The organism is Streptomyces sp. NPDC055287 (genome assembly GCF_053646035.1).
Genome location: NZ_JBSHNE010000026.1, coordinates 24,879 through 48,127 on the forward strand (window position 1 = coordinate 24,879; position 23,249 = coordinate 48,127).

Genomic DNA, 23,249 nt, shown 5'->3' on the forward strand with positions numbered 1-23,249 from the left:
CTCACGACCATCCGCCCGTACGGCGTCCGCCGGCCGTGTTCTCAAGGAGTCCCACCCCCATGTCCCTCGCACCCTCGTCCACCGGGCGCCGCGTCGCCGCCGCGCTCGCGACCACCGCCCTCCTCGTCCCGCTCGCCGCCTGCGGCAGCGACAACGGCAGCGAGCAGGACGCCGGAGCCGAGACCGGCAAGTCGGCGACCGGTACCGCGAAGGCCGAACTGACCGTGCTGGCCGCCGCCTCGCTGACCGACGTCTTCAAGACGGCGGGCGCCGCCTACGAGAAGGCCCACCCGGGTACGAAGCTCACCTTCTCCTTCGCCGGCTCCCAGGAGCTCGCCGCCCAGGTCAAGCAGGGCGCCCCCGCCGACGCCCTGGTCACCGCCGACACCAAGACCATGGACGCGCTCAGGACCGACACCGGCGCCCCCACGGTCATCGCCAAGAACCGGCTGGTCATCGCCACCGGCGAGGGAAACCCGCAGAAGGTCGACAGCCTGAAGGACCTCGCGGACACCAAGCTCAAAGTGGTGCTGGCCGCACCCGAGGTCCCCGTCGGCCGCTACAGCCAGAAGATCCTGGACGCCCAGAAGATCACCGTGAAGCCCGTGTCGCAGGAGCCGAACGTCCGCGCCGTGCTCAGCAAGGTCGAGCTGGGCGAGGCCGACGCGGGTCTCGTCTACAAGACCGACGCCGCCACCGCGACCGACAAGGTCGACGCGATCGAGATCCCGGACGCGCAGAACGCCATCGCCGCATACCCGGCCGCGACACTCAAGACGTCCAAGAACTCCGCGGCGGCCGAAGCGTTTGTGAAGTGGCTGTCCTCCGCCGAGGCGCAGAAGATCTTCAAGGACGCGGAATTCCAGCAGCCGTAACCCCTCTCTTGCGCCAGGCCGCCCTGCCTGTGGGACGGGCAGGGCGGCCCGCGTCCGCACCACGCGCCCCCTGGGACCTCACGATGAATCACCTCCGCGGCCGTACGACCGGTCCAAGCACCCCCGCTCTCCTGGGGATTCCAGCCCTGTTCGCGGTCGCGTTTCTGCTGCTCCCGCTCATCGGGATCCTGGTGCGCACCGAGTGGACCGACCTGGGGGACCATCTGAGCAGGCCGGGAACCACCGAGGCGCTGAAGCTCTCGCTGGTCGTCTCGTTCTGGGCGCTCGGTCTGTCCCTGCTGCTCGGCGTCCCGCTCGCCTGGCTGCTGGCCCGCGTCTCCTTCCCCGGCAAGGCGTTCGTACGTTCCCTCGTCCTGCTGCCCATGGTGCTGCCGCCCACCGTCGGCGGCGTGGCTCTCCTCCTCGCCTTCGGCCGGCGCGGACTCCTGGGCCCCTGGCTGGAAGACACCTTCGGCGTCACCCTGCCGTTCCACACGTCCGGCGCGGTTCTCGCGGCGACGTTCGTCGCCATGCCGTTCCTCGTCATCAGCCTCGAAGGAGCCCTCGGCGGGCTGCGGCCCCGCTACGAGGAGACCGCTGCCTCCCTGGGAGCGTCACCGGTACGCGTCTTCTTCACCGTGACCCTGCCCATGGTCGCCCCGGGACTCATCGCCGGAGCCGCGCTCACGTGGGCGCGCGCGCTGGGCGAGTTCGGCGCGACGATCACCTTCGCCGGCAACCTGCCCGGTACCACCCAGACCCTGCCCCTCCAGGTCTATCTGCTCCTGCAGGACGAGCCGGCGGCGGCCACCTCCGTCTCCCTGCTGCTGCTCGCCATCGCCATGGTGGTGCTCGTCGCGCTGCGCGGCCGCTGGACCGGCCCGCCGGCCGGCCGCGCGCAGGAGTCCAGGCCCGCGGCCGACGAAGCGGAGCCGGCCGCGACGGCCCTGCCCGCCGTCCCCGAACCGCTCGGCCCGCAGGAGCAGTGGGCCCTGCACGCCGACGTCACCGGCTTCAACCAGCTCACGCTCGACGCCGGACCGGGTACGACCGTCGCCGTCGTCGGCCCCAACGGCGCCGGCAAGACCACCCTGCTGCGCGCACTCCTCGGTTTGACCCCCCGCGCCCACGCCACGCTGCACCTGGGCGACACCGACGTCACCCGACTGCCCCCGCACCGCCGGGGAGTGGCGTGGGTGCCGCAGGACGGCGCGCTGTTCCCCCACCTCACGGCGCTCGCCAACACGGCGTACGGCCTGCGCGCCCACGGCGTGCCGCGCGCCGAGGCCCGCCGCAGCGCGCAGGAGTGGCTCGACCGGCTCGGTGTCGGCCACCTCGCGCATCGCAAACCGGCGGAGGTCTCCGGCGGTCAGGCCCAGCGCGTCGCCCTCGCCCGCGCACTGGCCGCCCGGCCGCGGCTGCTGCTCCTCGACGAACCCCTCGCGGCCCTCGACCAGACCACCCGCGCGCACGTCCGCCACACGCTGCGCAACCACCTCGACAACTTCGGCGGCGTCTGCCTGATCGTCACCCACGATCCGGTCGAAGCCGTTTCCCTGGCGGACCGTGTGCTCGTACTCGACGAAGGCCGCGCCCTCCAGGACGCCCCGCCCGCCGAGGTCACCCGCCACCCCCGCTCCCCCTGGGTCGCCCGGATGCTCGGTCGCAACGCCTGGCCCGGCACCGCCACCGCGAGGGGCCTCCACCTGGCGGGCGGCGGGACACTCGTTGTCGCGGACCCGCTCCCGGCCGGCACCGAGGCGCTGGCGATCATCGCCCCGGAAGCCGTCTCCGTACACCGCGAGAAGCCGACCGGCAGCCCCCGCAACGTCTGGCCCGGCACCGTCCGCGAGATCACCGCCTCGGGCAGCCGGCTGCGCGTTTTGATCACGTCGGACCGGGCGCCGGACCTCGTGGCCGAGATCACCCCGCAGGCCGCCGCCGAACTCGGGCTCGGCGACGGCACCTCCGTATGGACCAGCATCAAGGCGACCGAAACGACCGTCGTGGCACTGTAGGGCACGGACGGGCGCTCACGTCCGCGCTGCGGAAGCTCCCGGCTCCGGGGCCCCACCACGCTGGTGAAAGCGCCTTTACGGGCGGTGAGCTGACTCCACGTTCCCTCCTCGGCGATGCGTCCCGACTCCAGCACCGCGATGCGGTCGGCCCGGCGGATCGTGGCCGGCCGGTGAGCGATCCAGAGAGTGGTGCGCGTGGCGGACACGGCCGTGAGGGCCGCGGCGAGTTCGGCGTCGCCGGCGTGTCGAGGTGAGCCGTCGTCTCGTCGAGGACCAGTACACGGGGATCGGCCAGCAGCGCCCTGGCGAGCGAGACCCGGGCACGCCGGCCTCCGGACAGCGTCGTACGGCGCTCGCCCACACGCGCGTCACCCCCGACGACGCGTCCTTCATGGACCCGGTGGCCGCTGAGGTGACCAGGGTCACAGAGTCCGGTCGATCAGTTCGACCCTCCTCCGCGGTCATACAGGCAGCAACATCGAAGAGATCTGATCAACCACGCACTCAAGACCGACGGACAGGACACCGCCGACATGACCGCGAACGCGAACGTCAAGGGCCCCGCCAGTTACTTCCCTTCGATCGAGAAGAAGTACGGCCGCCCGATCGCGGAGTGGAAGGACCTCATCCGCTCCTCGCCCCTGGCCAAGCACATGGAACTCGTGTCCTGGCTCAAGGCCGAACACGGACTCGGCCACGGGCACGCCAATGCCCTGGTCGCGCACACGCTCGCGGAGGACAAGGCGGAGTAGGCCGTCGCAGGGGGCGCCACGCACATGGTGCGGCCACGGACCGGGGGACGATGTCTCCCCGGCCCGCGGCCTGTTCAGGGGCGGCCCGGCCTCAGCAGTAGAGGTTCGAACCGGTGGGGACACCCAGGATCTGGGTGAACTGCTGGTACTTGCTGACACGGCTCTGGACCTGCGCCGGGTTCTTGCCGTCGCACTCGAGCGAGCCGTTGATCGAGCGGATGGTGTGGCCGAAGCCGGCCTGGTTGACCATGGCGTTGTGGCCGGTCATCGAGCCGGGGCCGTTCTGGGTGTTCCAGTACCAGAGGCCCGTCTTCCAGGCCACGGCCGCCTCGTTCTGGACACGCCACGGGTTGTTGAGCAGGTCGATGCCGAGGGCGTCGCCGGCCGCCTTGTAGTTGAAGTTCCAGCTGAGCTGGATCGGTCCGCGCCCGTAGTACGCCGCCTGGCCGGCCGGACAGCCGTACGACTGGCTCCAGTCGCAGTAGTGGGGGTAGTTGGCCTGGTTCTGCTCGACGACGTGAACCAGTCCGCCCGTCTCGTGGCTGACGTTCGCGAGGAAGGCCGCGGCCTCCTGCTTCTTCACCGTGTCGCTGCCGGTGTTCGCGAAGCCCGGGTAGGCGCTCAGGGCCGCGGTCAGGCCGCTGTAGCTGTAGAAGGAATTGCGGTTCGGGAACATCTGGTTGAACTGCGACTCGCTGACCACGAAGCCGGACGGGGACGGGTTGCCGCCGCCGCTGCAGGTGTGCGGGTTCCAGTACCAGGTACTGACGGTCGGGTCGTAACCCGGGTTGTCGTGCTCGGCTATGTAGTACGCGCCGTTGTATCTGACAACGTTGCCAGTCGTGTACCAGGCACCCTGCTGCCAGTTCGGCGCGGTGTCGCAGACGGTCGCCGCGGCTGCCGCGGTCGCCGACGGCGTCAGTGTCACGACGAGGCCTGTAGCGACGAGGAACGCGGTCAGCAGGGCCATGAGGCGTGTTCTCAGCACTCGATCACTCCTTGAGAGCGCAACGGCCTTGCCGGAGAGCGCTGTTGGCCTCCGGCGCGGCCGTGGTGGGGGGCTGCCCACACTCAAGCGCGATGTCATGATCAAGTCAAGGTATAGACCAATGCGAAACCGCTCGGTGCGGAGCGACGCACATTTCACGAGGACGAGTTCGGCGCGGGCCCCCGGGCCGCCGGGGTACGGGTGTCCTGATCGCGTAGGCTCGGCGGATGGCGAAGTATTTCGACGTACACCCCGAAAATCCTCAGCGGCGCACCATCAGCACGGTGGCTGACAGCATCCGCTCCGGCGCGCTGGTCGCGTACCCGACGGACTCCTGTTACGCACTGGGATGCCAGCTGGGCAATCGTGACGGCCTCAGCCGGATCCGCTCGATCCGGAACCTCGACGATCGTCACCACTTCACCCTGGTGTGCCAGGACTTCGCGCAGCTGGGCCAGTTCGTGCACGTCGACAACGACGTGTTCCGCGCGATCAAGGCAGCGACGCCCGGCAGCTACACCTTCATCCTCCCGGCGACGAAGGAGGTGCCCCGCCAGCTGCTCCACCCGAAGAAGAAGACCGTCGGCGTACGGATTCCCGACCATGCCGTCACCCAGGCCCTGCTCGCCGACCTCGGCGAGCCGCTGCTCTCCAGCACCCTCCTCCTGCCCGACGAGGACGAGCCGCTGACGCAGGGCTGGGAGATCAAGGAACGGCTCGACCACGTGGTGGACGCCGTCCTCGACTCCGGCGACTGCGGTACCGAGCCGACCACGGTCATCGACTTCTCCAGCGGCGAAGCCGAGATCGTACGCCGCGGGGCAGGCGACACCGCGCGCTTCGAGTAGCCGGGCGGTGGACACGGCGAAGCGCCTGCCCGCGGCGCCCAGGGCCCATGCCGTCAGCGGGACGCGCCGAAGACCTGCGTCCACCAAGGGCCACCTGAGGCGTCGTGGATTCCGACTCCTATTTCCTTGAAGGAGCAGTTGAGTATGTTGGCGCGGTGGCCGGAACTGTTCATCCAGGACTCCATCACCTGGGCGGGGGTCCGCTGGCCCAGCGCTATGTTCTCGCCGTAGGTGCTCCAGGCGTAGCCGGCGGCTGTGACGCGTTCACCGGGGCCCGCGCCGTCCGGGTTGGTGTGGTCGAAGAAGTCACGGGCGGCCATGTCCGCGGAATGGCGCTGGGCCGCCGTGTCCAGCCGGCTGTTCTGGCGGACCGGGCCGCAACCGTTGTCGGCCCGCTCCGCGTTGACCAGATCCGTGACCTGCTGCGCGAAGGGCGAGGAGCTCGTGCCCTGCTGGACCGTGGGGCTGGGCTCGGGGGCCGCCGGGCGCGGAGAGGTCTTGGGGGGCGTCTTGCTCGGGGTCGGCCGGGGCTTCACTTTGGAGACCTTCTTGGCCGGCGAAGCCGAGGGGCGCGGGGAAGCGGACTTCGACGCGGACTTCGACGGCGTGGGTGAGGCGGACGGTGTCGCAGCCACGACGGGTGGCGGCGCCGCCTCGGTGGCCGCCTGCGAACGAGTCGTCTCCGGGGCCTCGCCCGGCTTCAGCAGCGTCAGGCCGGCGTATCCCCCGCCTCCCACCAGCAGCACCGCGGCCGAGGCCGCGACCGCCCGCCGGCGCCGCGACCGGCGGCTGTGCCGTTCCTGACGGCGCCCGGCGGGCGCGAGCCGGACGGGGGCGTCGCCGTGAGCGGCAAGGCCGACGGTGTCGCGCCCGCCGGACAGCGCCGCACCGGCCAGCGCGGCGCTCACCGGAAGAAGCCCCAGGCCCACCAGGAGTCTTTCGGCCGGCACCAGTTCAGCGCCGTACCCGGAGCAGACCGTGCAGTCGCGGGCGTGGCGCGCCAGCCGCTTGCGCCACAGCGCGGACGGCACGCCGTTCCACACGGCCAGGGCATTGTCCAGGAGGACGCAGCGCGGCACCGCCGACAGGGCGCGGACGACCACGCGGGCGGTCTCCAGCTGGGCCTTCATGCGCTGCACCCGCACCGCGGTGTGCTGGGGTGACAGTTCCATCGCGGCAGCCACCTCGGCCCGCGTGAGCTCACCCGCGGCCTCGAGCCACCACAGCGACAGCAGCGCCCGGTCGTCGGCGTCCAGCCAGCGGGTCGCTTCCGCGACCTCCCTGCGCTGCCCCGACAGCCCCATGCGCACGATGGTCAGGTCCACGAAATCCGCGCCGGGGTCGGCCACATCGTGGATCTCGTCCAGCTCACCGCCGGTCCGGTCCACCCGGCGGGCCTGCCAGCGGTCGCGTATCTCGTTCATCGCGATGGCCACCAGCCAGGACCGGAAGCTGCCCGGATCGCGCAGCGAGCCCAGGCCGCCGAGCGCGCGGATCAGCGTCTCCTGCACCACATCGTCGACATCGGCATGCCCGCTCAGCGCCCGGCCCACGATGTTGTAGACGAGTGGCAGGTACGCGGTGACGAGTTCGTCCTGCGCCCGCTGGTCGCCGCCCTGCGCCGCCTTGACCACTGCGGCTTCACGCTCGCTGCCCACACTCGGCTCTCTTCCTCGGGCTGGGCCCGTTCCTCGCTGTTCCGTCCGACACCAGGGAGACCGGTCGCGCGGAGGGGGATAACAGAAAAGCAGATGTGATCCGTGGCGAGTTGCCGGGGTCGTCCGCACAGCGGTCGTCCCCGGCCATCGGACAGCTTTCGCGGTGTACGAGCCCGGGCGGCCGGACGCGGCCGTCAGTCATCGGTCGTCAGTCGTCGATACCGTCCATGACGCGGCCGAGGTCCACGAACTTGAAGCCGGTCGCTTCCCGTCCCTCGGGGACCGACGGGGTGTCGTGGCCGTCCTGGACGACGAGCAGGCCGTTGGGGTACTTCGTGCCGAGCGGGGCATTGAGGACGGCGGCGCCGTCGCACTCCTCGGAGCCGTCGAGGGTGCGCCCGGCGGCGGTCACGCGGAAGCCGGCCTCGTACTCGTTGTCGTCCTCCAGCTCGCGGTCGTACAGCGCGAAGGTGTCGTCTCCCTGGCTCGAGGCGAGGATGTATCCGTCACCGTCGGCCTCGGTGAGCAGCGTCAGCCCCTCGACGTCCGCCGCGAGGCGCGTACCGCCGAAGCCGGGGTCCGCGCCGGGGGCGCATTCCTCGGTCTCCTCGTCGTACACACCCGGGACGCCGAATTCGCGGACCTTGTCGATGAGCTCCGGCGTCCCTGTGAGGTCGGCGCGCATGCGCCAGATGCCGACGTCCTCCTGGCCGGCATAGAGCATGCCGTTGGCCGGGTCCACCACCATGCCCTCCACCTGGGGCAGCTCCCCGGGCTCGGCGCACGGGGTCCACGAGGTTCCGTTCGGGAGCCGGAAAGCCGACGGGAGGGTGAGATCCCGGATCTTGCGATAGGTGACCGTGCCGCCGGGGGTGGAGGTGAATTCCAGCAGGGCGACGGCGGTGCGGTTGCGGCGGCTGACCAGCGCGTAGGAGCGACCGCTGGCCCGGTCCGTCCAGGTCGCCAGGCCGTAGGCCGTCTGCTGGTCGTTGACCTCGTCCTGGCCGGCCGAGAAGACGCGGGGGGCGGACGGGTCGGTGATGTCGGTGAGCGGGCCGCCGGGGTGGCGCCGGTCTATGCGGTAGATCCGCAGCCGGTCGTGGCCCCGGTCGGTGGTCACCGCCACGTCGGCGCGCCCGGCCGGCAGCCGCAGGCCGTGGACGAGGTCGACGTTGTTGAACCGGCCGGGAGCGTCGTCGGGGCCGGGTGCGGCGGGCGCCGGTACCGACTGCACCTGACGGGCGTCGAGGTCGTAGACCCGCAGGCCGCCTTCCTTGGCCGTGGCGATCACCAGGCTGCTGCCGGGGTCGGCGGAGTTGCGCCAGATCGCGGGGTCGTCGGCGTTGGCGCTGCCGCCCGCCTCGTCGTCGTACAGGGTGGGCGTCTCCGCCTTCGGGGTGACGGCGGGCAGCGCCTCGGAGGCGTGCGTACGCGCCTGGGCGGGCGCGAGCGCGGCGATTGCCGCCAGCGCCGTACCCGCGATCAGGGCCGCCGCGCGGACAGGGCCGTTCGTGGTCATGGAGATCTCCGTACTGTCGGGGACATGGCAATCACCGGGCGTGAGCATCCAACCGCAGGGTGGCCGCCAGCCGTACGACATGCGGTACATGCGTGTGCGGGCCGTGAACTCACCACGCGCGGCCCCCGTCCGGCAGGACCGAGCAAGGAGCCCCCGCCGCGACGAGGGGCCGGGGCCTGCCCCGCTCTCCTGCCAACCGGCTCATTGGGCATGTTGTCCTCATGTTTCACAGAAGTCGCATTCATGCTGGTAAATCTCTTGAAATGAAACCGCCTGTTCTTGGGAGATGACGTCTTGTCAGGCAGCCCCAGCACTACTCGACGTCCGGCCCGGCGGGCGGAGCCCTTGCAGCGGCTGCTGTTCGGCGGCGTGTACGGAACGGTGCTGGCGAGTGCTCTGGCCGCCGCTTTGGAGAATGACAGCGGGGACCCCAATCCCGGCTACGACGCCCTTTGGGTACTGGTGGCCGGCCTGGCCGCTGCCGCGTCGCACGGTTACGCCCATGCCCTCGCCCACCGAGTGGCCCACGACGCGGCGGTCACCAGCACACTCCGGTCCGTTCTGGCGGAGTGGCCGCTGATGGTCGCCGTACTCCCCACGGTCGGGGCACTGCTCAGCGCCCAGGCGGGATGGTGGAGCGAGAGCTCCGCTCTCATGGCCGCCCTGGTGGTCAACACAGTGACGCTGTTCGGCTGGGGGTTGTGGGCCACCCGCGTGGCCGGACGCGGCTGGGCGGCAGCGTGCCGGGCAGGCTGCGTGGACATGCTTTTCGGCCTGTTCATCATCGTCGCGAACGCCCTGAGTAAATAACGAGCAGAGGGCGGCAAGCCGGGTCACCGCCACAATGATGAACGCCGCATTGCGCACGTGTGACATGAAATTCGGAATGTGAGACGCAGGCGGAAGAGTCGTTGACGTGGCCGGTTTTCGCTGCCAGCCTCTTGCGTGTGAACCAGTCCGAGAACCTCGCCGCGCGCCTGCACGTCGATCTGCGACGTCATGCCAGCGCCATCTGTGCCGCCGGTCGCTAGACCCGTCGGCAGCGCTCTCTCCTGACTCGTTCCCACGGTTCGTAACCCCTTTCACGCCGCTGATGTGAGCGGCGCCCCCTCTGCCTCGACGACTCGGCAGAAAAACAGCGGCGTGTTCTTGCGCCCGCTTCCCTGTAATGACGCGCTCGTCACCGGTGATTCCCGACGAAGAGCTTTTTTCGCGCCTCCGGTATTCGCGGACCTTTTTACACACCCCTCAACCCGCCATTGCCGGAGCGGTGTTCACCCTGCCCAGGAGGCCCCCCATGACGTCACTTCTCGCCATATCCGGAAGCCCGTCCGCCGACTCCAGGACCGCCCTTGTGGTGGACCGGGTCGTGCGACAGCTGTCGCACGCCGGTTACGGCACCAGCCATCTCGCCGTACGTGATCTGCCCGCTGCCGATCTCCTGGCCGGCCGCGTCACCAGTGCTCAGTTGCGCGGGGCGCTGGACGAGGTGGCCGCCGCTGACGGGCTCATCGTGGCCACCCCGGTCTACAAGGCCTCGTACACGGGCCTGTTGAAGGCGTTCCTCGATCTGCTGCCGCAGGCCGGGCTGGCCGGAAAGACGGTGCTGCCGTTGGCGACGGGAGGCAGCCTCGCTCACGTGCTCACCATCGACTACGCCCTGCGCCCGGTGCTCTCCGCACTCGGTGCCCGGCATGTCGTCACGGGCTGCTTCCTGCTCGACAGCGCGGTCGAGCGCCTGGGCCAAGGGGCGGTCGGGCTTGAGCCCGAGACGGAGATACGCCTGCTCCAAGCGGTGGACGGCTTCACCGATGCCCTCGCCACGGGTGCGCCCCTCGCCGCGGCCGCCTCGTAACTCTTCGTCCGCCGGGCTCCACACGGCGCCCACCACACCACCGGTCCGACCCACTTGAACAGGAACCTCCCATGAGCACCTCGACCGCATCGTCCCGACGACAGTTCCTCTCTCTGCTCGGTCTTTCGGCGGTAGCGGTCAGCTGCGGCACGACCGCGAACGCCGGCTCTGCCGGCAAGAGCCGGACCAGGACACTCCGGTACCAGGGCTGGGCCGGCCAGGTCACGCTGCCCGAACTGGCCGCGGATCTCGGCTATCTGGACGACGTGAAGCTGAAGTGGGTCGGCAATACCACCAGCGGCCCGCAGGACATCCAGACCGCGGCCACGGGTCAGACCGACTTCGGCGGCGCGTTCAACGGGGCGGTGGTCAAACTGGCCGCCAACAAGGCTCCCATCAAGGCCGTCATCAGCTATTACGGCTCCGACAAGGACTCGTACAGCGGTTACTACGTACTCGAGGACAGCCCCATCCGCTCGGCGCGCGACCTGATCGGCAAGAAGGTCGGCATGAACACCCTCGGGGCCCACTCCGAGGCGATGCTCGGCATCTACCTCCAGCGCGCCGGGCTGTCCCGGGCCGAGGCCGACAAGGTCGAACCGCTGGTCGTGCCGCCGGTCAACACCGAACAATCGCTGCGTCAGAAGCAGATCGAAGTGGCCGTGCTCAGCAGCATCCTGCGTGACAAGGCCCTCGCGACCGGAGGAATCCGCCCCCTCTTCACCGACCACCAGCTCCTCGGCGCGTTCAGCGCCGGCACGTACGTCATGACGGACCGCTTCCTGCAGCAGAACCCCGGCACGGCGCGGACGTTCGTCACGGGCGTCGGGCGGGCCATCGAGTGGTCGAGGAGCACACCGCGCGACGAGGTCGTCGACCGTATGAGGGACGTCGTCAGGAAGCGCGGCCGCAGTGAGGACACCGCCGCCTTGCGGTACTGGAAGTCGTACGGCGTCGCGGAGACGGCAGGGCGGATCAGCGGCAAGGAACTCCAGCTCTGGATCGACTGGCTGACGGAGCGCGGTGACATCAAGAAGGGGCAGGCGACGCTGTCCGACCTCTACACCAACGAGTTCAACGCCTACCGCAAGGGCGGCGGCGCGGGCTCCGCCTCTCCGTCCTCCTCCGCCCCCTCCGTACCCTCCGCATCGACCAGCGGGAGCTGATCCCATGCCTGGAACCACCACACCGAAGATCGTGTTCGAACAGGTCCGGAAGGACTTCACCGTCAAGGACCGGGCGAGGAGGCCCCGGAAGTCGGGGGCAGCACGGCAGGCGGCCGAGCTCACCGCTCTCGACGGCATCGACCTGGAGATAGCGGCGGGCGAGTTCGTCGTCGTGGTCGGCCCCAGCGGCTGCGGAAAGTCGACCCTGCTCGATCTGCTGGGCGGTCTCACCCGGCCCACCGGCGGGAGCATCCTGCTGGACGGCGTGCCTGTCACCGGGCCGGGGCTGGACCGCGGCATCGTGTTCCAGCAGTACGCCCTGCTGCCGTGGCGCACAGCGCGGGGCAATGTCGAGTTCGGGCTCGAGGCGACCGGCGTTCCCCGTCGGGAACGGGCCGAGCGCGCGGGCGAGTTCCTCGATCTCGTCGGTCTCACGGGGTTCGAGGACCGCCATCCGCACGAGCTGTCGGGCGGGATGCGGCAGCGGGTGGCGATCGCCCGCAGCCTCGCCTACGACCCCGAGGTGCTGCTGATGGACGAGCCGTTCGCCGCTCTGGACGCCCAGACGAGGGAGTCGTTGCAGGACGAGTTGCTGCGGATCTGGGAGCGCACGAAGAAGACCGTCGTCTTCATCACGCACGGGATCGAGGAGGCCGTCCATCTGGGGCAGCGGGTCGCCGTCATGACCTCCCGGCCGGGCCGGATCAAGCAGATCGTGCCGATCTCCTTCGACTCCCGCACCACGACGGACGACCTGAGGTCCAGCCCGGAGTTCGCACGGTACCGGCACGAGATCTGGTCGCTGCTGCACGACGAGGTCGCCCGGGCCCAGCAGTTGGAGAAGGAGGAGGTCGCCGTATGAGCGCCGTGACCAGCACCAGCGTCGAGACCACCAAGGAGGACCTTGCGCCGCGCGTCACCGAAGCGCCGCAAGTCGCGCCCCCTTCTCCGGCCGGGGCAACATCGCCCGGACCGTCGCGAGGCGCCGGCCCTCTGCCCGCGCCCGCGGCCCGGTTGCGCGGGAGGCTCCGCCGGCTGCCGTACCTGCTGCTGAAGGGAGCCACCAAGTCGGTGGCCGTCGCTGCCCTGTTGCTCCTGTGGGAGACCGCGCCGCGGCTCGGGCTGGTCGACCGGACGTTCCTGCCCCCGTTCAGCGAGGTCGCCGCCGCCTGGTGGGGGCTGGCGGCCGACGGGCAGCTCGCCGACAACACGCGCGCCAGCCTGACGCGGTCGTTCAGCGGATTCGGTCTGGCGGTGGCCGTCGCCGTCCCGCTCGGTCTGCTGATCGGCTGGTACCGGCCGGTCGCGGACCTGCTCGGCCCGCTGCTGGAGGTCTTCCGCAACACCGCCGCGCTGGCCCTGCTGCCGGTGTTCGTGCTGCTGCTGGGCATCGGTGAGACCTCGAAGATCTCCATCGTGGTGTACGCGTGCACCTGGCCGATCCTGCTCAACACCATCAGCGCCGTACGCACTGTCGATCCGACTCTGCTCCGTCTGGCCAGGTCGATGGACCTGTCCGCGCCCCGGATGTTCCAGAAGGTGATCCTGCCGGCCTCGGTACCGGTCATGTTCACCGGAATCCGGCTGGCCGGAGCGGTCTCCATTCTGGTGCTGGTCGCCGCCGAGATGATCGGCGCCAAGGCGGGTCTCGGCTATCTCATCAACGCCTCGCAGTACAACTTCGCGATCCCGCAGATGTACGCGGGCATCATCACGATCTCCGCCATCGGCGTCGTCTTCAACCAGTTCCTGGTGGCCGTGGAACGCCGGCTCAGCTCCTGGCGCGTCCCGGCGGCCGGCTGACCGGGCCGGCGTTCCACCGCTCTCCCACTCCCCCGCTCGCCCTGCTGTGAGGAACCCTCATGTCCGCGACCAGTCCCCGCCGGCTGCATCTCAACGCGTTCCTGATGAACGCCGGCCACCACGACGCCGCCTGGCGTCACCCCCGCACCCAGCCCGAACGCGTCACCGACCTCCGCTACTTCCAGCAGCTCGCGCAGACCGCCGAGCGCGGCCTGCTCGACTCGATATTCTTCGCAGACGGCCTCGCCCTGTGGGGGAAGGTCCGCCACAACGCCCTCGGTGGTTTCGAGCCGCTCACGCTCCTGTCCGCCCTGGCGGCGGTCACCCAGCACATCGGACTCATCGCCACGGTGTCGACCACGTTCAACGAGCCGTTCCACACCGCCCGTAAGTTCGCCTCCCTGGACCACATCAGCGGCGGCCGGGCCGGCTGGAACATCGTCACCTCGGGCACCGTCAACGAGGCGCGCAACTTCGGGCAGGACGAACACCTGGAACACAGCCTGCGCTACGAGCGGGCCCGGGAGTTCGTCGAGGTCGCCACCAAACTGTGGGACAGCTGGGAGGACGACGCGATCCTGCTGGACCGTGAGCGCGGTGTGTACGCCGACACCGACAAGGTCCGCGAGATCGGCCACCGCGGCGAGCACTTCGGCGTGCAGGGCCCCCTGAACGTGCCGCGCAGTCCGCAGGGCTACCCGCTGCTGGTGCAGGCCGGTTCGTCGGAGGACGGCAAGGAGTTCGCCGCCCAGTACGCCGAAGCCGTGTTCACCGCCCAGCAGACGCTGGCCGACGGGCAGTCCTTCTACAAGGACCTCAAGTCCCGGCTGGCGCGCTACGGCCGGGCCGAGGACGACCTCAGGATCCTGCCCGGCATCTGCCCCGTCATCGGGTCGACGGAGACCGGTGCACGCGCCCTGGAGCAGGAGCTCACCGACCTCCAGGTGCCGGAGTACGGGCTGGCCCAGCTGTCCGGGATGCTCGGCACCGACCTGAGTGGCCTGCCGCTGGACGGGCCGCTGCCGGAGCTGCCGGAGGAACGCGACATCAACGGCAACAAGAGCCGGTTCACCCTCGTCGCAGAACTCGCCCGCCGCGACGGTCTGACGCTGCGCGAACTCATCGCGCGTCTCGGCGGCGGACGCGGCCACCGCGTCTTCGCGGGCACCCCCGAGCAGGTGGCCGACCAGCTCGAGGAGTGGTTCACGCAGGGGGCCGCCGACGGTTTCAACATCATGGCGCCCCATCTCCCCGGCGGCCTGGAGGACTTCGTCGACCACGTCGTGCCGATTCTCCAGCGTCGCGGCCTGTTCCGTACGGAGTACACCGGCCGCACCCTGCGTGAGCACTACGGCCTGCCCCGGCCCGCCAACCGGCTGGCCGCCCCGGGGGGCGCCGTACAAGAACAGCAGACGTGACCGGCCTCGGCCTCACCACCGACGCCTTGGCCGTCGGCGGCGGGCCGGGCGGCACCCTGCCGCCGCCCGGCTCGTCCGGCCCCCCAGCCACCCCCCGACCGCCCATCACCTCCTGAAAGGACACCACCCATGACCACCACCGGTACCGGCTTCGACATCCGGAGGATCGGCGGACGTATAGGCGCCGAGGTGCTCGGCGTGGACGCCTCCGGCGACCTCGACCCCGCCATCGTCGGCGAGATCAACTCCGCGCTCCTGGAGCACAAGGCGCTCGTCTTCCGCGACCAGCGGCTGGACGACGCGGCCCAGCTCCGCTTCGCCTCCCTCTTCGGCGAGCTCACCGCCGCGCACCCCACCGTCCGCTCCGTCGACGGGCAGCCCAGCATCCTGCCCGTCGACGGCGACGAGGGCATTCGCGCCAACCACTGGCACACCGACGTCACGTTCGTCCGTACGCCGCCCAAGGCATCCACGCTGCGCAGCATCGTGGTGCCGCCCTACGGCGGCAACACCCTCATCGCCAACTCGGCCGCCGCCTACCGGGATCTGCCGGAGCCGCTGCGCGAGCTGGCCGACAAGCTGTGGGCCGTCCACACCAACGCCTACGACTACGCCGCCCCGAAGACGGAGAAGGCCGCCGAACACCGCAGGCAGTTCGTGTCGCGTACGTATCGCACGGCCCATCCGGTCGTGCGCGTGCACCCGGAGACCGGAGAGCGGGGGCTGTTCATCGGCGGCTTCGCGCAGAGCATCGTCGGCCTCGGCCCGTCGGACTCCCGGGATCTGCTGCGCCTGTTCCAGTCGTACGTCACGCGCCCCGAGAACATCGTGCGGGTCGCCTGGACCCCCGGTGACCTCGTCCTGTTCGACAACCGCGTGACTCAGCACTACGCACCGGACGACTACGGCGACCTGCCGCGCCTGCTGCACCGGGTGACCGTCGCCGGTGACGTACCGGCCGGCGTCGGCGGCTCGCTCAGCCACGTCATCGAGGGCGACGACGCCTCGCACTACACGCCCTCAGCGGCCTGAACCTGACGGCTGGGTGCGGGAGCCGGCTGTCCGGTGCCCGCACCCGGCCCTTCCCCGAACCACCACCGGCATGGGCTCGGCGCGGCGCCGAGCCGTGATGGGATGTGCCGCATGATCGAGACGTCGCTGCGTGACCGCATAGAGCAGTACTACGCCACCGTGCCGCTGGTGTTCGCGGAGGCCGAGGAGTTCGGCACCTTGCGCCTCTTCGTACGGAAGGAGGCGGGCACCCCGTACTACGGCGGCCCCCACCATGCCCGGCCCGCCTCGGCGGACCCCGTGACCGCCACGGACATCGCCCGTGTGCGGGCCCGGCAGCGCGAGCTCGGCGTCCCGGAGGCCTTCGAGTGGCTCGCCGAGGTGACGCCGTCGCTGCGCGCCCGCATCGAGGCCGCCGGGCTCCCGGTGGCCGAACGCCCGCTCATGGTCCTCGACCCGCACCGTCCATTGCCCCCGCAGTCGTTGCCCGAAGGCGTCACCGTCCGGGCGCTGGACGCCGACGACCCCGCTCTGCCCGCCGTACTCGCCCTGCCCCAGCTGGCTTTCGCCGCCGAGGGCACGGCCGTGGGCACAGCGGGCCGCGCGGAGCTGACGGCGGTGGCCGAAAGGCTCTCGGCGGACGGCACGGTCGATACGATCCGTCCCTCCCTGTACGCCGGCCACAAGACGCTCGTCGCCGCCTTCGCCCCGGACGGCACTCCCCTCGCGGCGGGCCACTACCACCCCGCGAGCGGAGCCACCGAGATCGGCGGTATCGGCACCCTCCCCGCCGCCCGGCGCCAAGGCCTCGGCGCCGCCGTCATGGTGGCCCTGGCCTCGCACGCCCGCGAACACGGAGTGCGCACCGTCTTCCTCGCCTACGCGGAGGAGGCCGTCGCCCGTATCTACGCCCGCCTGGGCTTCCGTCCGGCCGGCACCACCCTGCTGATCGCCAACCAGCCGGCGCGCGGGCAGTAGGCCGGGCCGCAGCCTCGTACGACGCTCCGGTGGACCTGCCACGGCGTGACCACGCGTGACCACCTGCCCGCCACAGGGCGCCGCGGCCGTCAAGCCGCCGGCTGCTGCTGGGTGGCGCAGTGGATGCCACCCCCGCCTTCGGCGAGCGTGTCGATGTCCAGGGGTACGACGGTCCGCCCGGGGTGCAGGTCCCCGATGATCGATGCGGCGCGGTCGTCCGCGGTGCGGTCGCCGAAGCGCGGGAGCAGTACCGCGCCGTTGATCACGTAGTAATTGACGTACGAGCCCAGGAAGTCCGTTCCTCGCGTGCCGAGTTCGGCCGGATCCGGTTCGGGCAACTCGACGATCTCCAGCCGCCTGCCGCGCGCGTCTGTCGCCGATTCCAGGACTCCGCGTGCCTGGTCGTACACCCGCGTCCACACGTCCGGCGCGGCTTTGGCCGCAGGCCGTCCGAGTACGACGACGCCCGGTTCGGCGAACCGGGCCAGCGCGTCGACATGGCAGTCGGTGATGTCCTGGCCCCGTACGCCCTTGAGCCAGATCACCTTGCTGACCCCGAGCAGCTTCTTCAACTCGGCCTCGATGTCCGCGCGGGAGCGGCCCGGATTGCGGTTGCGGTTGACCAGCGAGCTCTCGGTGACGAGCAGTGTGCCCGCGCCGTCGGTTTCCAGGGAGCCGCCTTCCGCTGTGATCGGAGCGTTGATCCGGGTCAGGTGGTCCCGGGCAAGCAGCCGCTCCGCGACGTGACCGTCGCGCCGGTGCCCTTGCTTGCCGCCCCAGCCGTTGAAGTTGAAGTCGATGCCGCCGAGCGCGCGGCCCGGCCCGGTCACGAAGGTGGGACCGCTGTCGCGCATCCACAAGTCGTCCACCGGTACGGGTACGACCTCGACCGAGGCTCCGCATGCCCGCCGCGCCGCGCGCGTCTCCCCGGGTGCCGCCAGCAGCGTGACCGGTTCGTGCTCGGCGACGGCCCGTGCGATGCGGGCCACGTCGCGCTGGACGGCCGGGGCGGCGTCTTCCCACAACGAGTCCGACGGCGGCCACGCCATCAGCGTGCGTGCGTGCCGCCGGGACTCAGCCGGCATCCGGTGTTCCGGCCCGGCACCACTGGGCGACGCGCGGCGCGTGGCCGGTTCACTGCCGGTGGCCGGTGTGCAGGCCGAGGCCAGGAAGCCGGTTCCGCCGAGTGCGGCGGCGGCACCGGACCTGAGCAGGGCCCGCCGGGTTCGCTCCTTCACAACCGTCTCCAACCGTCAGATTCGATTCCTGACTGAAATTTCAGTCAGGAATGTCAGGCTAGCACTGCTCAGCCGGTACGGTGAGGCACTGTGTCAGACCGCCGAACCTTGATCCTTCAGGCCGCCACCCGCGTCATCGCCCGGCGCGGAGTACGTGGCCTGCGCGTGGAAGAGCTGGCCGCCGAGGCCGAGGTGTCGACCGCGCTCATCTACTACCACTTCGGCGACCGCGCCGGCCTGATGCGCCGCACCCTGGAGTTCGTCAACGAGCGCGCCGAGCGCTACACCGAGCCCTCCGCCTCGCCACAGACCGATCCGCGCGCACATCTGGAGCAGATGCTGCTGCTCGAGCTCCAGGACGTGCCCGCCGTGAAGGAGAACAGCATCGCCTGGGGCGAGTTGCGGGCCACCGCCGTCTTCGAACCCGAACTGCGCGAGCAGATCCGGAGTTCGACCGACGAATGGGGGGAGTACGCCACCGCGCTCATCCGCCAGGCGCAGGAAGCGGGCACCGTCGCCGACGACGTGTTCGCCGCCGACTCGGCGGAGCGCCTGACGACTCTCGTGGAGGGTCTCAGCGAACGCTGGCTCAGCGGCTCGATCTCCCTGGACCGCGCCCGCGAACTGCTGCGGGGAGCCCTCGCCTCGGAGCTCCGCGGGCCGGCCGGGTCACCGTCGGCCCCGGGACGGAGTACGGGCTCCCCGGGCTGACCCCCGGAACGCTCCGCTCGCTCAGGGCTCCACCGCAGGCACGTCGGCTTCCACGGCCCGGCCGGGCGGCCGCCCGGCGTGGTGTCCGGCCGCTGCCTGCCCGGCCGCGGCGTGCGTGATCCGGAGCTTGGACTGGCCGTGCGGCAGCCGCTCCCAGTCGTCCATGAAGCGGGCGGCGAGGCCGTGCTTCGCGGCCAGCCCGGCCAGCGTCTGCGTACGGTAGTAGAAGTCCTCACCCAGCACCTGGTGTTCGGCTCCCTCCGTACGGTCGAAGGTGAAGTCGAAGAACCCGTCGGGCGCGAGCACCCGCCCGACGTGGGCGAGGCATTCGTCGATGACCTCCGGCGGAGAGTGCGAGAAGACACTGTGGGCGTGCACCACGGTGAACCAGGCGTCGGGAAGGAAGTCGAGCTTCAGGTCCCCGACGGGGGTCAGATACGGGAGTCTGGCCTGCAGTCCGTAGCGGACCACGGTCTTCTTGGCCTCGATGAGGATGTCGGGTGAGATGTCGATGCCGTAGTAGTGGCCGGGCTCCAGGTGCTCGATGAACCGCCACCCGGCGCGCAGATTGCCGCACCCGATCTCCAGCATCCGGTCCTGCGGCGTCAGCCCGTGCCCCACCAGGTAGTCGTACTGCATCTGCCCGATCGCCAGCCAGCGGTCGTGCGAGGGCCCGCCGCCGACCGCCGCCTCCGGGCTGCGCGCGGTGTCGGACGCCATCACCGCCCGGTAGTACGCGACGTGGTTGCCCCGGTGCCGCAGCCGCAGCCGGCAGTCCCGCCCCGCACGGCGCAGGTAGGGCAGTACGCGTCCCGGATGCCGCAGCGCGTAGCGCAGCTTGTGACCCAGTCGTGAACGGTTCACCGACAGGCGCGAAGCGGGTTTCTGCTGCATGACGGCCTCCGTGCCATCGATGGCTTTCCCCTGGTCGGATGCTAACCACGGGTCTCGTGACGCGCCGCCTCACTCGTTCGGGAGAACGGTTCAGCCGAGTGCCTCCCCCGCGTGGTGGGCCCGGCGCGGTCGGCCGCAGCGTGGACGGGACAGGGCCGGGGAACCGTCGCCCGCCGTACCCCCGAGTGAGGCAGCCGGCCCATGCAGGAGACACGCTTCGTCGTCGAGAAGCCGTACCGCGTGCAGATCGAGGCGCGCCGGCGCCGCTCCCCCAACGGCAAGGCCGCGCGGCCGTTCCCCCTGCTGGCGGCCGTCGCCGCCGGCTTCGCCCTCGTTCACCTGGCTCTCGTCGCACCCGGTCTCGGACTCGGCTGGGACGAGAGCGTGTACGTCAGTCAGGTGAGCCCGCAGTCCCCCGCGGCGTTCTTCAGCGCGCCCCGGGCCCGCGGCATCACCTACCTCGTCGCGCCGCTCACGGCACTGACCACCTCGGTCCCGGCGCTCCGCCTGTACCTGGCCGTACTGGCCGGCGTCGGCCTGTTCCTCGCGCTGTGGGTGTGGCGGCGGCTGCTGCCCTCTCCCGTGCCGGCGGTCGCCGGGGGGCTGTTCGCCAGCCTGTGGGTCACGATGTTCTACGCCTCGCAGGCGATGCCCAACCTCTGGGTCGCGTACGGGGCGCTCGCCGCCGTGGGGTGCTTCCTGCGGGCCGCCCGGGACCCCGAGGACCGCGGCGCACTGATCGGTATGGGAGCGGCGGTGGCGTTCGCCGCGCTGATGCGCCCGTCCGACGCGGTGTGGCTGGCACTGCCGCTCGTCGTGGCGGCCCTGGTGATGCCGCGTACGCGCCGCAGGGGCCTGCTGGTCGTCGTGGCGGCCTCCGGCGTGGTTCTCGGTTGCGCCGAGTGGGTGGCCGAGGCGTACGTCCACTACGGAGGTCTCACCGCGCGGCTGCGACGGGCCAGCGAGATCCAGGGTCACCTGAGGTGGTACTTCGCCGTCGACGACCACGTGCGGGCGCTGGGCGGCCGTGCGCTGTGCCGGCCCTGCGACGTGCCGTGGCGCAACCCTGTTACAGCCGCCTGGTTCTTCGCGCTGCCGCTCTTCGTGGCGGGCGGCGCGGGCGCCGCCGGCCGCACCCGGTACCGCGCGCCGATCGTCCTGGCCACGTTGGTGGGGATCACGCTGGCCGCGCCGTACCTGTTCACCGTCGGGTACGCCGCCCCGCGTTTCCTGCTCCCGGCGTACGCGCTGCTGGCCCTGCCCGTGGCGCAGTGCCTGGTCCGGGTCTGCGGGCCCGGCGCGCGGTGGGGGCGTGCCACGGCCTGGATCGTCGCCGTGGGTGCCGTGGCCCACCTGACGATTCAGTACGCCGTGGTCGACGGCATGGCGGACCGGGTACGGCGCGACACCACCGACCTCAGCGCGATCGCGGCGGACCTGCGGGCCCAGGGCGTGCGGCCGCCCTGCGTGATCAGCGGCGACCAGGCGGTCCGCGTCGCGTTCCGGACCGGGTGCGCGTCCCGCCAGCCCAGCGGCCACGACGGCAGCACCACCCCGCGTGCGCTCGCCGCCACTGGGGTCCGGCGGCCCGTCGCGGTCCTCGTCGCCGCCGGCGGCCGCCCCCCTGCGTACGCCCGCGCGTGGCGCCTGCACCCGCTTCCCGACCTGGGCCGCCGAACCGGTTTCCGCGCCTATCTGTCGCCTGCCGCCGGCCTGCCGGGCGGGGGCACGGAAAGCTGATCGCGGCAAGCGCGCCGAGGAGCAGTCGTACGGGACACATCCATTGCCCCGTCCCGGGCGTTGTACGAGCAACCGGCAGTCTCACGTGGCCGCCCTGGCAGGGGCGTTTGGAGTACCCATCTTGAAAACCGACATCCCGGCAGTTCTTCGTACGACAGGAGTCGCTGTCACGGCCGGAGCCGTCCTGACGGGCGGCCCGTTCTCCGCCCCGGCGCAGGCCGACACGCTCAGGGCGCCGACGATCGCCGCCAAGGGCGGCTTCGTGATGAACAGCGGCACGGGGAAGACCCTGTTCGCCAAGTCCGCGGACAGGCGTCTGCCGACCGGCTCCACCGCGAAGATCATGACGGCCCGGGTGGTGCTCGCGCAGAGGAACCTCAACCTGAATTCCAAAGTCACGATCCAGAAGGCGTACAGCGACTACATCGTGGCGAAGACCGCGTCGTCGGCCCGCCTGATCGTCGGTGACAAGGTCACCGTCCGCCAGCTGTTGTACGGGCTCATGCTCCCGTCCGGCTGCGACGCGGCGTACGCGCTGGCCGACAAGTTCGGCAGCGGGTCGACGCGGGCCAAGCGGGTGCAATCGTTCATCGGCAAGATGAACGCGACCGCCAGGACCCTCGGTTTGCGGAACACGCACTTCGATTCGTTCGACGGCATCGGACGCACCGCGAACTACTCGACACCGCACGATCTGACGAAGCTCGCCGGCAACGCGATGACATACCCCACGTTCCGCACGATCGTGAAGACGAAGTCGACCAGGCAGAAGGTCACGACGAGGAACAACGGCTACCGGTTCATGTCCTGGACCAACACCAACAACCTGCTCGGCAGTTACTCGGGGAACATCGGCGTCAAGACCGGCTCGGGCCCCGAGGCCAAATACTGCTTGGTCTACGCCGCCACCCGGGGCAACAAGACCGTCATCGGCACGGTCCTCGCCTCCACCTCGGCCGTCCAGCGCACGACGGACGCGAAGAAACTGATGAACTACGGCTTCAGGAAGTAGCCGGGCAGCAGGGTGGCGGGGGCAGGCCATGAGTCTGCCCCCGCCACCGTGCGGAGCTGGTTCAACCGGCCGGCACGGGACCGGCGTGCGGGGGAACGAGGGAACGCGCGACGCGGAAACCCACGTCGTCGATCCGGAAGGTCGGGTGGCTGCGGCGGCGCACCGAGGCCCGGCAGCTCCAGGGCTCGTCGAACCACCCGCCGCCGCGCAGCACCCGGTACGTGCCGTAGACCTCGGCGTCGTAGACGTCCCAGCACCACTCCCACACGTTGCCCAGCATGTCGTGCAGGCCCCACGCGTTGGGCTGCTTTCCGCCCGGCTCGTGAATCCCCTCCTGCGAGTTGCCGCGATGCCAGGCGATGTCGTCGAGCTGCCCGTACCGCGCGCCGGCCGTACCCGCGCGGCACGCGTGCTCCCACTCGGCCTCGGTCGGCAGCCGGTACCCGTCTGCGGACGGGTCCCACCCGGTACGCTCCGCGTCGGCGTCGAGGCGGTACGCGGGCGCCAGCCCCTCACTCTCGGACAGGGCGTTGCAGAACCGGACGGCGTCCAGCCACGAGACGCCCTCGACGGGCAGCCGGTCGCCCTGCGCGGTGCTCGGGCGCCGGCCGGTGATCCGTGCGTACCGCGCCTGGGTGACCGGGAACGCCGCGATCCGGTAGGGAGCGATCTGAACCGGCCAACTGCGCTGCGTTCTCCGGTCCGACAGCGTCACCTGCCCCGGCGGGACGGTGATCATCCGAATGTCTGCAGTGTCCATGAGCA

At 70.8% G+C, this 23,249-nt stretch carries 21 protein-coding genes and 1 pseudogene; 15 read left to right on the plus strand and 7 right to left on the minus strand.

The window, feature by feature from the left end; genetic code table 11:
- The first annotated feature begins 59 nt into the window (after positions 1-59).
- Both modA and ACWIHY_RS29395 read left to right on the plus strand, forming a co-directional pair.
- Positions 60-875, plus strand: coding sequence for a molybdate ABC transporter substrate-binding protein (gene modA / locus ACWIHY_RS29390; protein WP_454378889.1), 816 nt, complete (start codon positions 60-62; stop codon positions 873-875).
- A gap of 83 nt (positions 876-958) precedes the next feature.
- A complete protein-coding gene (locus ACWIHY_RS29395; RefSeq protein WP_454378891.1) occupies positions 959-2,893 on the plus strand; it encodes an ABC transporter permease in 1,935 nt (644 codons plus the stop codon).
- Positions 2,894-2,955: 62 nt separating this feature from the next.
- Here the strand turns inward: ACWIHY_RS29395 and ACWIHY_RS29400 are convergent.
- Positions 2,956-3,263 (minus strand): annotated as a pseudogene (locus ACWIHY_RS29400) (ATP-binding cassette domain-containing protein); the annotation flags it as partial.
- A 163-nt stretch (positions 3,264-3,426) separates the two neighbouring features.
- Here ACWIHY_RS29400 and ACWIHY_RS29405 point away from each other — a divergent pair.
- Complete coding sequence (locus tag ACWIHY_RS29405; protein WP_454378893.1) at positions 3,427-3,645, plus strand: DUF4287 domain-containing protein; 219 nt, start codon at positions 3,427-3,429, stop codon at positions 3,643-3,645.
- Between the two features lie 91 nt (positions 3,646-3,736).
- Here the strand turns inward: ACWIHY_RS29405 and ACWIHY_RS29410 are convergent, their stop codons facing one another.
- Positions 3,737-4,615, minus strand: coding sequence for a chitinase (locus tag ACWIHY_RS29410; protein ID WP_454378986.1), 879 nt, complete (start codon positions 4,613-4,615; stop codon positions 3,737-3,739).
- A 245-nt stretch (positions 4,616-4,860) separates the two neighbouring features.
- Here ACWIHY_RS29410 and ACWIHY_RS29415 point away from each other — a divergent pair, with 245 nt between their 5' ends.
- A complete protein-coding gene (locus ACWIHY_RS29415) occupies positions 4,861-5,481 on the plus strand; it encodes an L-threonylcarbamoyladenylate synthase (RefSeq protein WP_454378895.1) in 621 nt (206 codons plus the stop codon).
- Positions 5,482-5,534: 53 nt separating this feature from the next.
- On the opposite strand, the gene ACWIHY_RS29420 is transcribed toward ACWIHY_RS29415, so the two are convergent.
- On the minus strand, positions 5,535-7,139 hold the full coding sequence (locus ACWIHY_RS29420; protein ID WP_454378897.1) for a sigma-70 family RNA polymerase sigma factor: 1,605 nt from the start codon (positions 7,137-7,139) through the stop codon (positions 5,535-5,537).
- A gap of 208 nt (positions 7,140-7,347) precedes the next feature.
- A complete protein-coding gene (locus tag ACWIHY_RS29425; RefSeq protein ID WP_454378898.1) occupies positions 7,348-8,658 on the minus strand; it encodes a phytase in 1,311 nt (436 codons plus the stop codon).
- Between the two features lie 345 nt (positions 8,659-9,003).
- Between ACWIHY_RS29425 and ACWIHY_RS29430 the strand changes: the two genes are divergently transcribed.
- The 8 genes from ACWIHY_RS29430 (at position 9,004) to ACWIHY_RS29465 (ending at position 16,889) form a co-directional block, all read left to right on the plus strand.
- Entirely contained in the window at positions 9,004-9,468 is a 465-nt protein-coding gene (locus ACWIHY_RS29430; RefSeq protein ID WP_454378900.1) for a hypothetical protein, read from the plus strand.
- A gap of 487 nt (positions 9,469-9,955) precedes the next feature.
- Complete coding sequence (gene ssuE, locus ACWIHY_RS29435; RefSeq protein ID WP_454378902.1) at positions 9,956-10,513, plus strand: NADPH-dependent FMN reductase; 558 nt, start codon at positions 9,956-9,958, stop codon at positions 10,511-10,513.
- A gap of 71 nt (positions 10,514-10,584) precedes the next feature.
- Complete coding sequence (locus ACWIHY_RS29440; RefSeq protein ID WP_454378904.1) at positions 10,585-11,679, plus strand: ABC transporter substrate-binding protein; 1,095 nt, start codon at positions 10,585-10,587, stop codon at positions 11,677-11,679.
- A 4-nt stretch (positions 11,680-11,683) separates the two neighbouring features.
- The gene (locus ACWIHY_RS29445) at positions 11,684-12,541 is read left to right on the plus strand and encodes an ABC transporter ATP-binding protein (RefSeq protein WP_454378906.1); all 858 of its coding nucleotides are present in this window, start codon (positions 11,684-11,686) and stop codon (positions 12,539-12,541) included.
- Positions 12,538-13,482: an ABC transporter permease gene (locus ACWIHY_RS29450; RefSeq protein ID WP_454378907.1), complete on the plus strand. Its 945-nt coding sequence runs from the start codon at positions 12,538-12,540 to the stop codon at positions 13,480-13,482. Before ACWIHY_RS29445 ends, ACWIHY_RS29450 begins: the two co-directional genes overlap by 4 nt.
- Positions 13,483-13,541: 59 nt before the next feature.
- Positions 13,542-14,900 (plus strand): LLM class flavin-dependent oxidoreductase, encoded by a 1,359-nt coding sequence (locus ACWIHY_RS29455; protein WP_454378908.1) that lies wholly within the window; start codon positions 13,542-13,544, stop codon positions 14,898-14,900.
- A gap of 129 nt (positions 14,901-15,029) precedes the next feature.
- Positions 15,030-15,932 (plus strand): TauD/TfdA dioxygenase family protein, encoded by a 903-nt coding sequence (locus ACWIHY_RS29460; protein WP_454378910.1) that lies wholly within the window; start codon positions 15,030-15,032, stop codon positions 15,930-15,932.
- Between the two features lie 111 nt (positions 15,933-16,043).
- On the plus strand, positions 16,044-16,889 hold the full coding sequence (locus ACWIHY_RS29465) for a GNAT family N-acetyltransferase (RefSeq protein ID WP_454378911.1): 846 nt from the start codon (positions 16,044-16,046) through the stop codon (positions 16,887-16,889).
- Positions 16,890-16,978: 89 nt separating this feature from the next.
- Here ACWIHY_RS29465 and ACWIHY_RS29470 read toward each other — a convergent pair whose 3' ends face one another.
- Complete coding sequence (locus tag ACWIHY_RS29470; RefSeq protein WP_454378912.1) at positions 16,979-18,127, minus strand: agmatine deiminase family protein; 1,149 nt, start codon at positions 18,125-18,127, stop codon at positions 16,979-16,981.
- A gap of 90 nt (positions 18,128-18,217) precedes the next feature.
- Between ACWIHY_RS29470 and ACWIHY_RS29475 the strand changes: the two genes are divergently transcribed.
- Positions 18,218-18,838 carry a TetR/AcrR family transcriptional regulator gene (locus ACWIHY_RS29475; protein WP_454378914.1) on the plus strand — a complete coding sequence of 207 codons (621 nt, stop codon included), beginning with the start codon at positions 18,218-18,220 and terminating at the stop codon, positions 18,836-18,838.
- Between the two features lie 21 nt (positions 18,839-18,859).
- On the opposite strand, the gene ACWIHY_RS29480 is transcribed toward ACWIHY_RS29475, so the two are convergent.
- Positions 18,860-19,732 (minus strand): class I SAM-dependent methyltransferase, encoded by an 873-nt coding sequence (locus ACWIHY_RS29480; protein WP_454378916.1) that lies wholly within the window; start codon positions 19,730-19,732, stop codon positions 18,860-18,862.
- Positions 19,733-19,933: 201 nt separating this feature from the next.
- Here ACWIHY_RS29480 and ACWIHY_RS29485 point away from each other — a divergent pair, with 201 nt between their 5' ends.
- Together ACWIHY_RS29485 and ACWIHY_RS29490 are read left to right on the plus strand one after the other, a co-directional pair.
- Positions 19,934-21,472, plus strand: a complete 1,539-nt coding sequence (locus ACWIHY_RS29485) for an ArnT family glycosyltransferase (protein ID WP_454378918.1) — start codon at positions 19,934-19,936, stop codon at positions 21,470-21,472.
- A gap of 121 nt (positions 21,473-21,593) precedes the next feature.
- Positions 21,594-22,484: a D-alanyl-D-alanine carboxypeptidase family protein gene (locus tag ACWIHY_RS29490; protein ID WP_454378919.1), complete on the plus strand. Its 891-nt coding sequence runs from the start codon at positions 21,594-21,596 to the stop codon at positions 22,482-22,484.
- A 61-nt stretch (positions 22,485-22,545) separates the two neighbouring features.
- Here the strand turns inward: ACWIHY_RS29490 and ACWIHY_RS29495 are convergent, their stop codons facing one another.
- Positions 22,546-23,244, minus strand: coding sequence for a formylglycine-generating enzyme family protein (locus tag ACWIHY_RS29495; protein WP_454378921.1), 699 nt, complete (start codon positions 23,242-23,244; stop codon positions 22,546-22,548).
- Positions 23,245-23,249 lie beyond the last annotated feature (5 nt).

Excerpts from the sequence above, each read along its gene's own strand:
- modA (WP_454378889.1), top strand. The coding sequence starts at position 60 with ATGTCCCTCGCACCCTCGTCCACCGGGCGCCGCGTCGCCGCCGCGCTC.
- ACWIHY_RS29395 (WP_454378891.1), top strand. The coding sequence starts at position 959 with ATGAATCACCTCCGCGGCCGTACGACCGGTCCAAGCACCCCCGCTCTC.
- ACWIHY_RS29405 (WP_454378893.1), top strand. The coding sequence starts at position 3,427 with ATGACCGCGAACGCGAACGTCAAGGGCCCCGCCAGTTACTTCCCTTCG.
- ACWIHY_RS29410 (WP_454378986.1), bottom strand. The coding sequence starts at position 4,615 with ATGGCCCTGCTGACCGCGTTCCTCGTCGCTACAGGCCTCGTCGTGACA.
- ACWIHY_RS29415 (WP_454378895.1), top strand. The coding sequence starts at position 4,861 with ATGGCGAAGTATTTCGACGTACACCCCGAAAATCCTCAGCGGCGCACC.
- ACWIHY_RS29425 (WP_454378898.1), bottom strand. The coding sequence starts at position 8,658 with ATGACCACGAACGGCCCTGTCCGCGCGGCGGCCCTGATCGCGGGTACG.
- ssuE (WP_454378902.1), top strand. The coding sequence starts at position 9,956 with ATGACGTCACTTCTCGCCATATCCGGAAGCCCGTCCGCCGACTCCAGG.
- ACWIHY_RS29440 (WP_454378904.1), top strand. The coding sequence starts at position 10,585 with ATGAGCACCTCGACCGCATCGTCCCGACGACAGTTCCTCTCTCTGCTC.
- ACWIHY_RS29445 (WP_454378906.1), top strand. The coding sequence starts at position 11,684 with ATGCCTGGAACCACCACACCGAAGATCGTGTTCGAACAGGTCCGGAAG.
- ACWIHY_RS29450 (WP_454378907.1), top strand. The coding sequence starts at position 12,538 with ATGAGCGCCGTGACCAGCACCAGCGTCGAGACCACCAAGGAGGACCTT.
- ACWIHY_RS29455 (WP_454378908.1), top strand. The coding sequence starts at position 13,542 with ATGTCCGCGACCAGTCCCCGCCGGCTGCATCTCAACGCGTTCCTGATG.
- ACWIHY_RS29460 (WP_454378910.1), top strand. The coding sequence starts at position 15,030 with ATGACCACCACCGGTACCGGCTTCGACATCCGGAGGATCGGCGGACGT.
- ACWIHY_RS29465 (WP_454378911.1), top strand. The coding sequence starts at position 16,044 with ATGATCGAGACGTCGCTGCGTGACCGCATAGAGCAGTACTACGCCACC.
- ACWIHY_RS29480 (WP_454378916.1), bottom strand. The coding sequence starts at position 19,732 with ATGCAGCAGAAACCCGCTTCGCGCCTGTCGGTGAACCGTTCACGACTG.
- ACWIHY_RS29485 (WP_454378918.1), top strand. The coding sequence starts at position 19,934 with ATGCAGGAGACACGCTTCGTCGTCGAGAAGCCGTACCGCGTGCAGATC.
- ACWIHY_RS29495 (WP_454378921.1), bottom strand. The coding sequence starts at position 23,244 with ATGGACACTGCAGACATTCGGATGATCACCGTCCCGCCGGGGCAGGTG.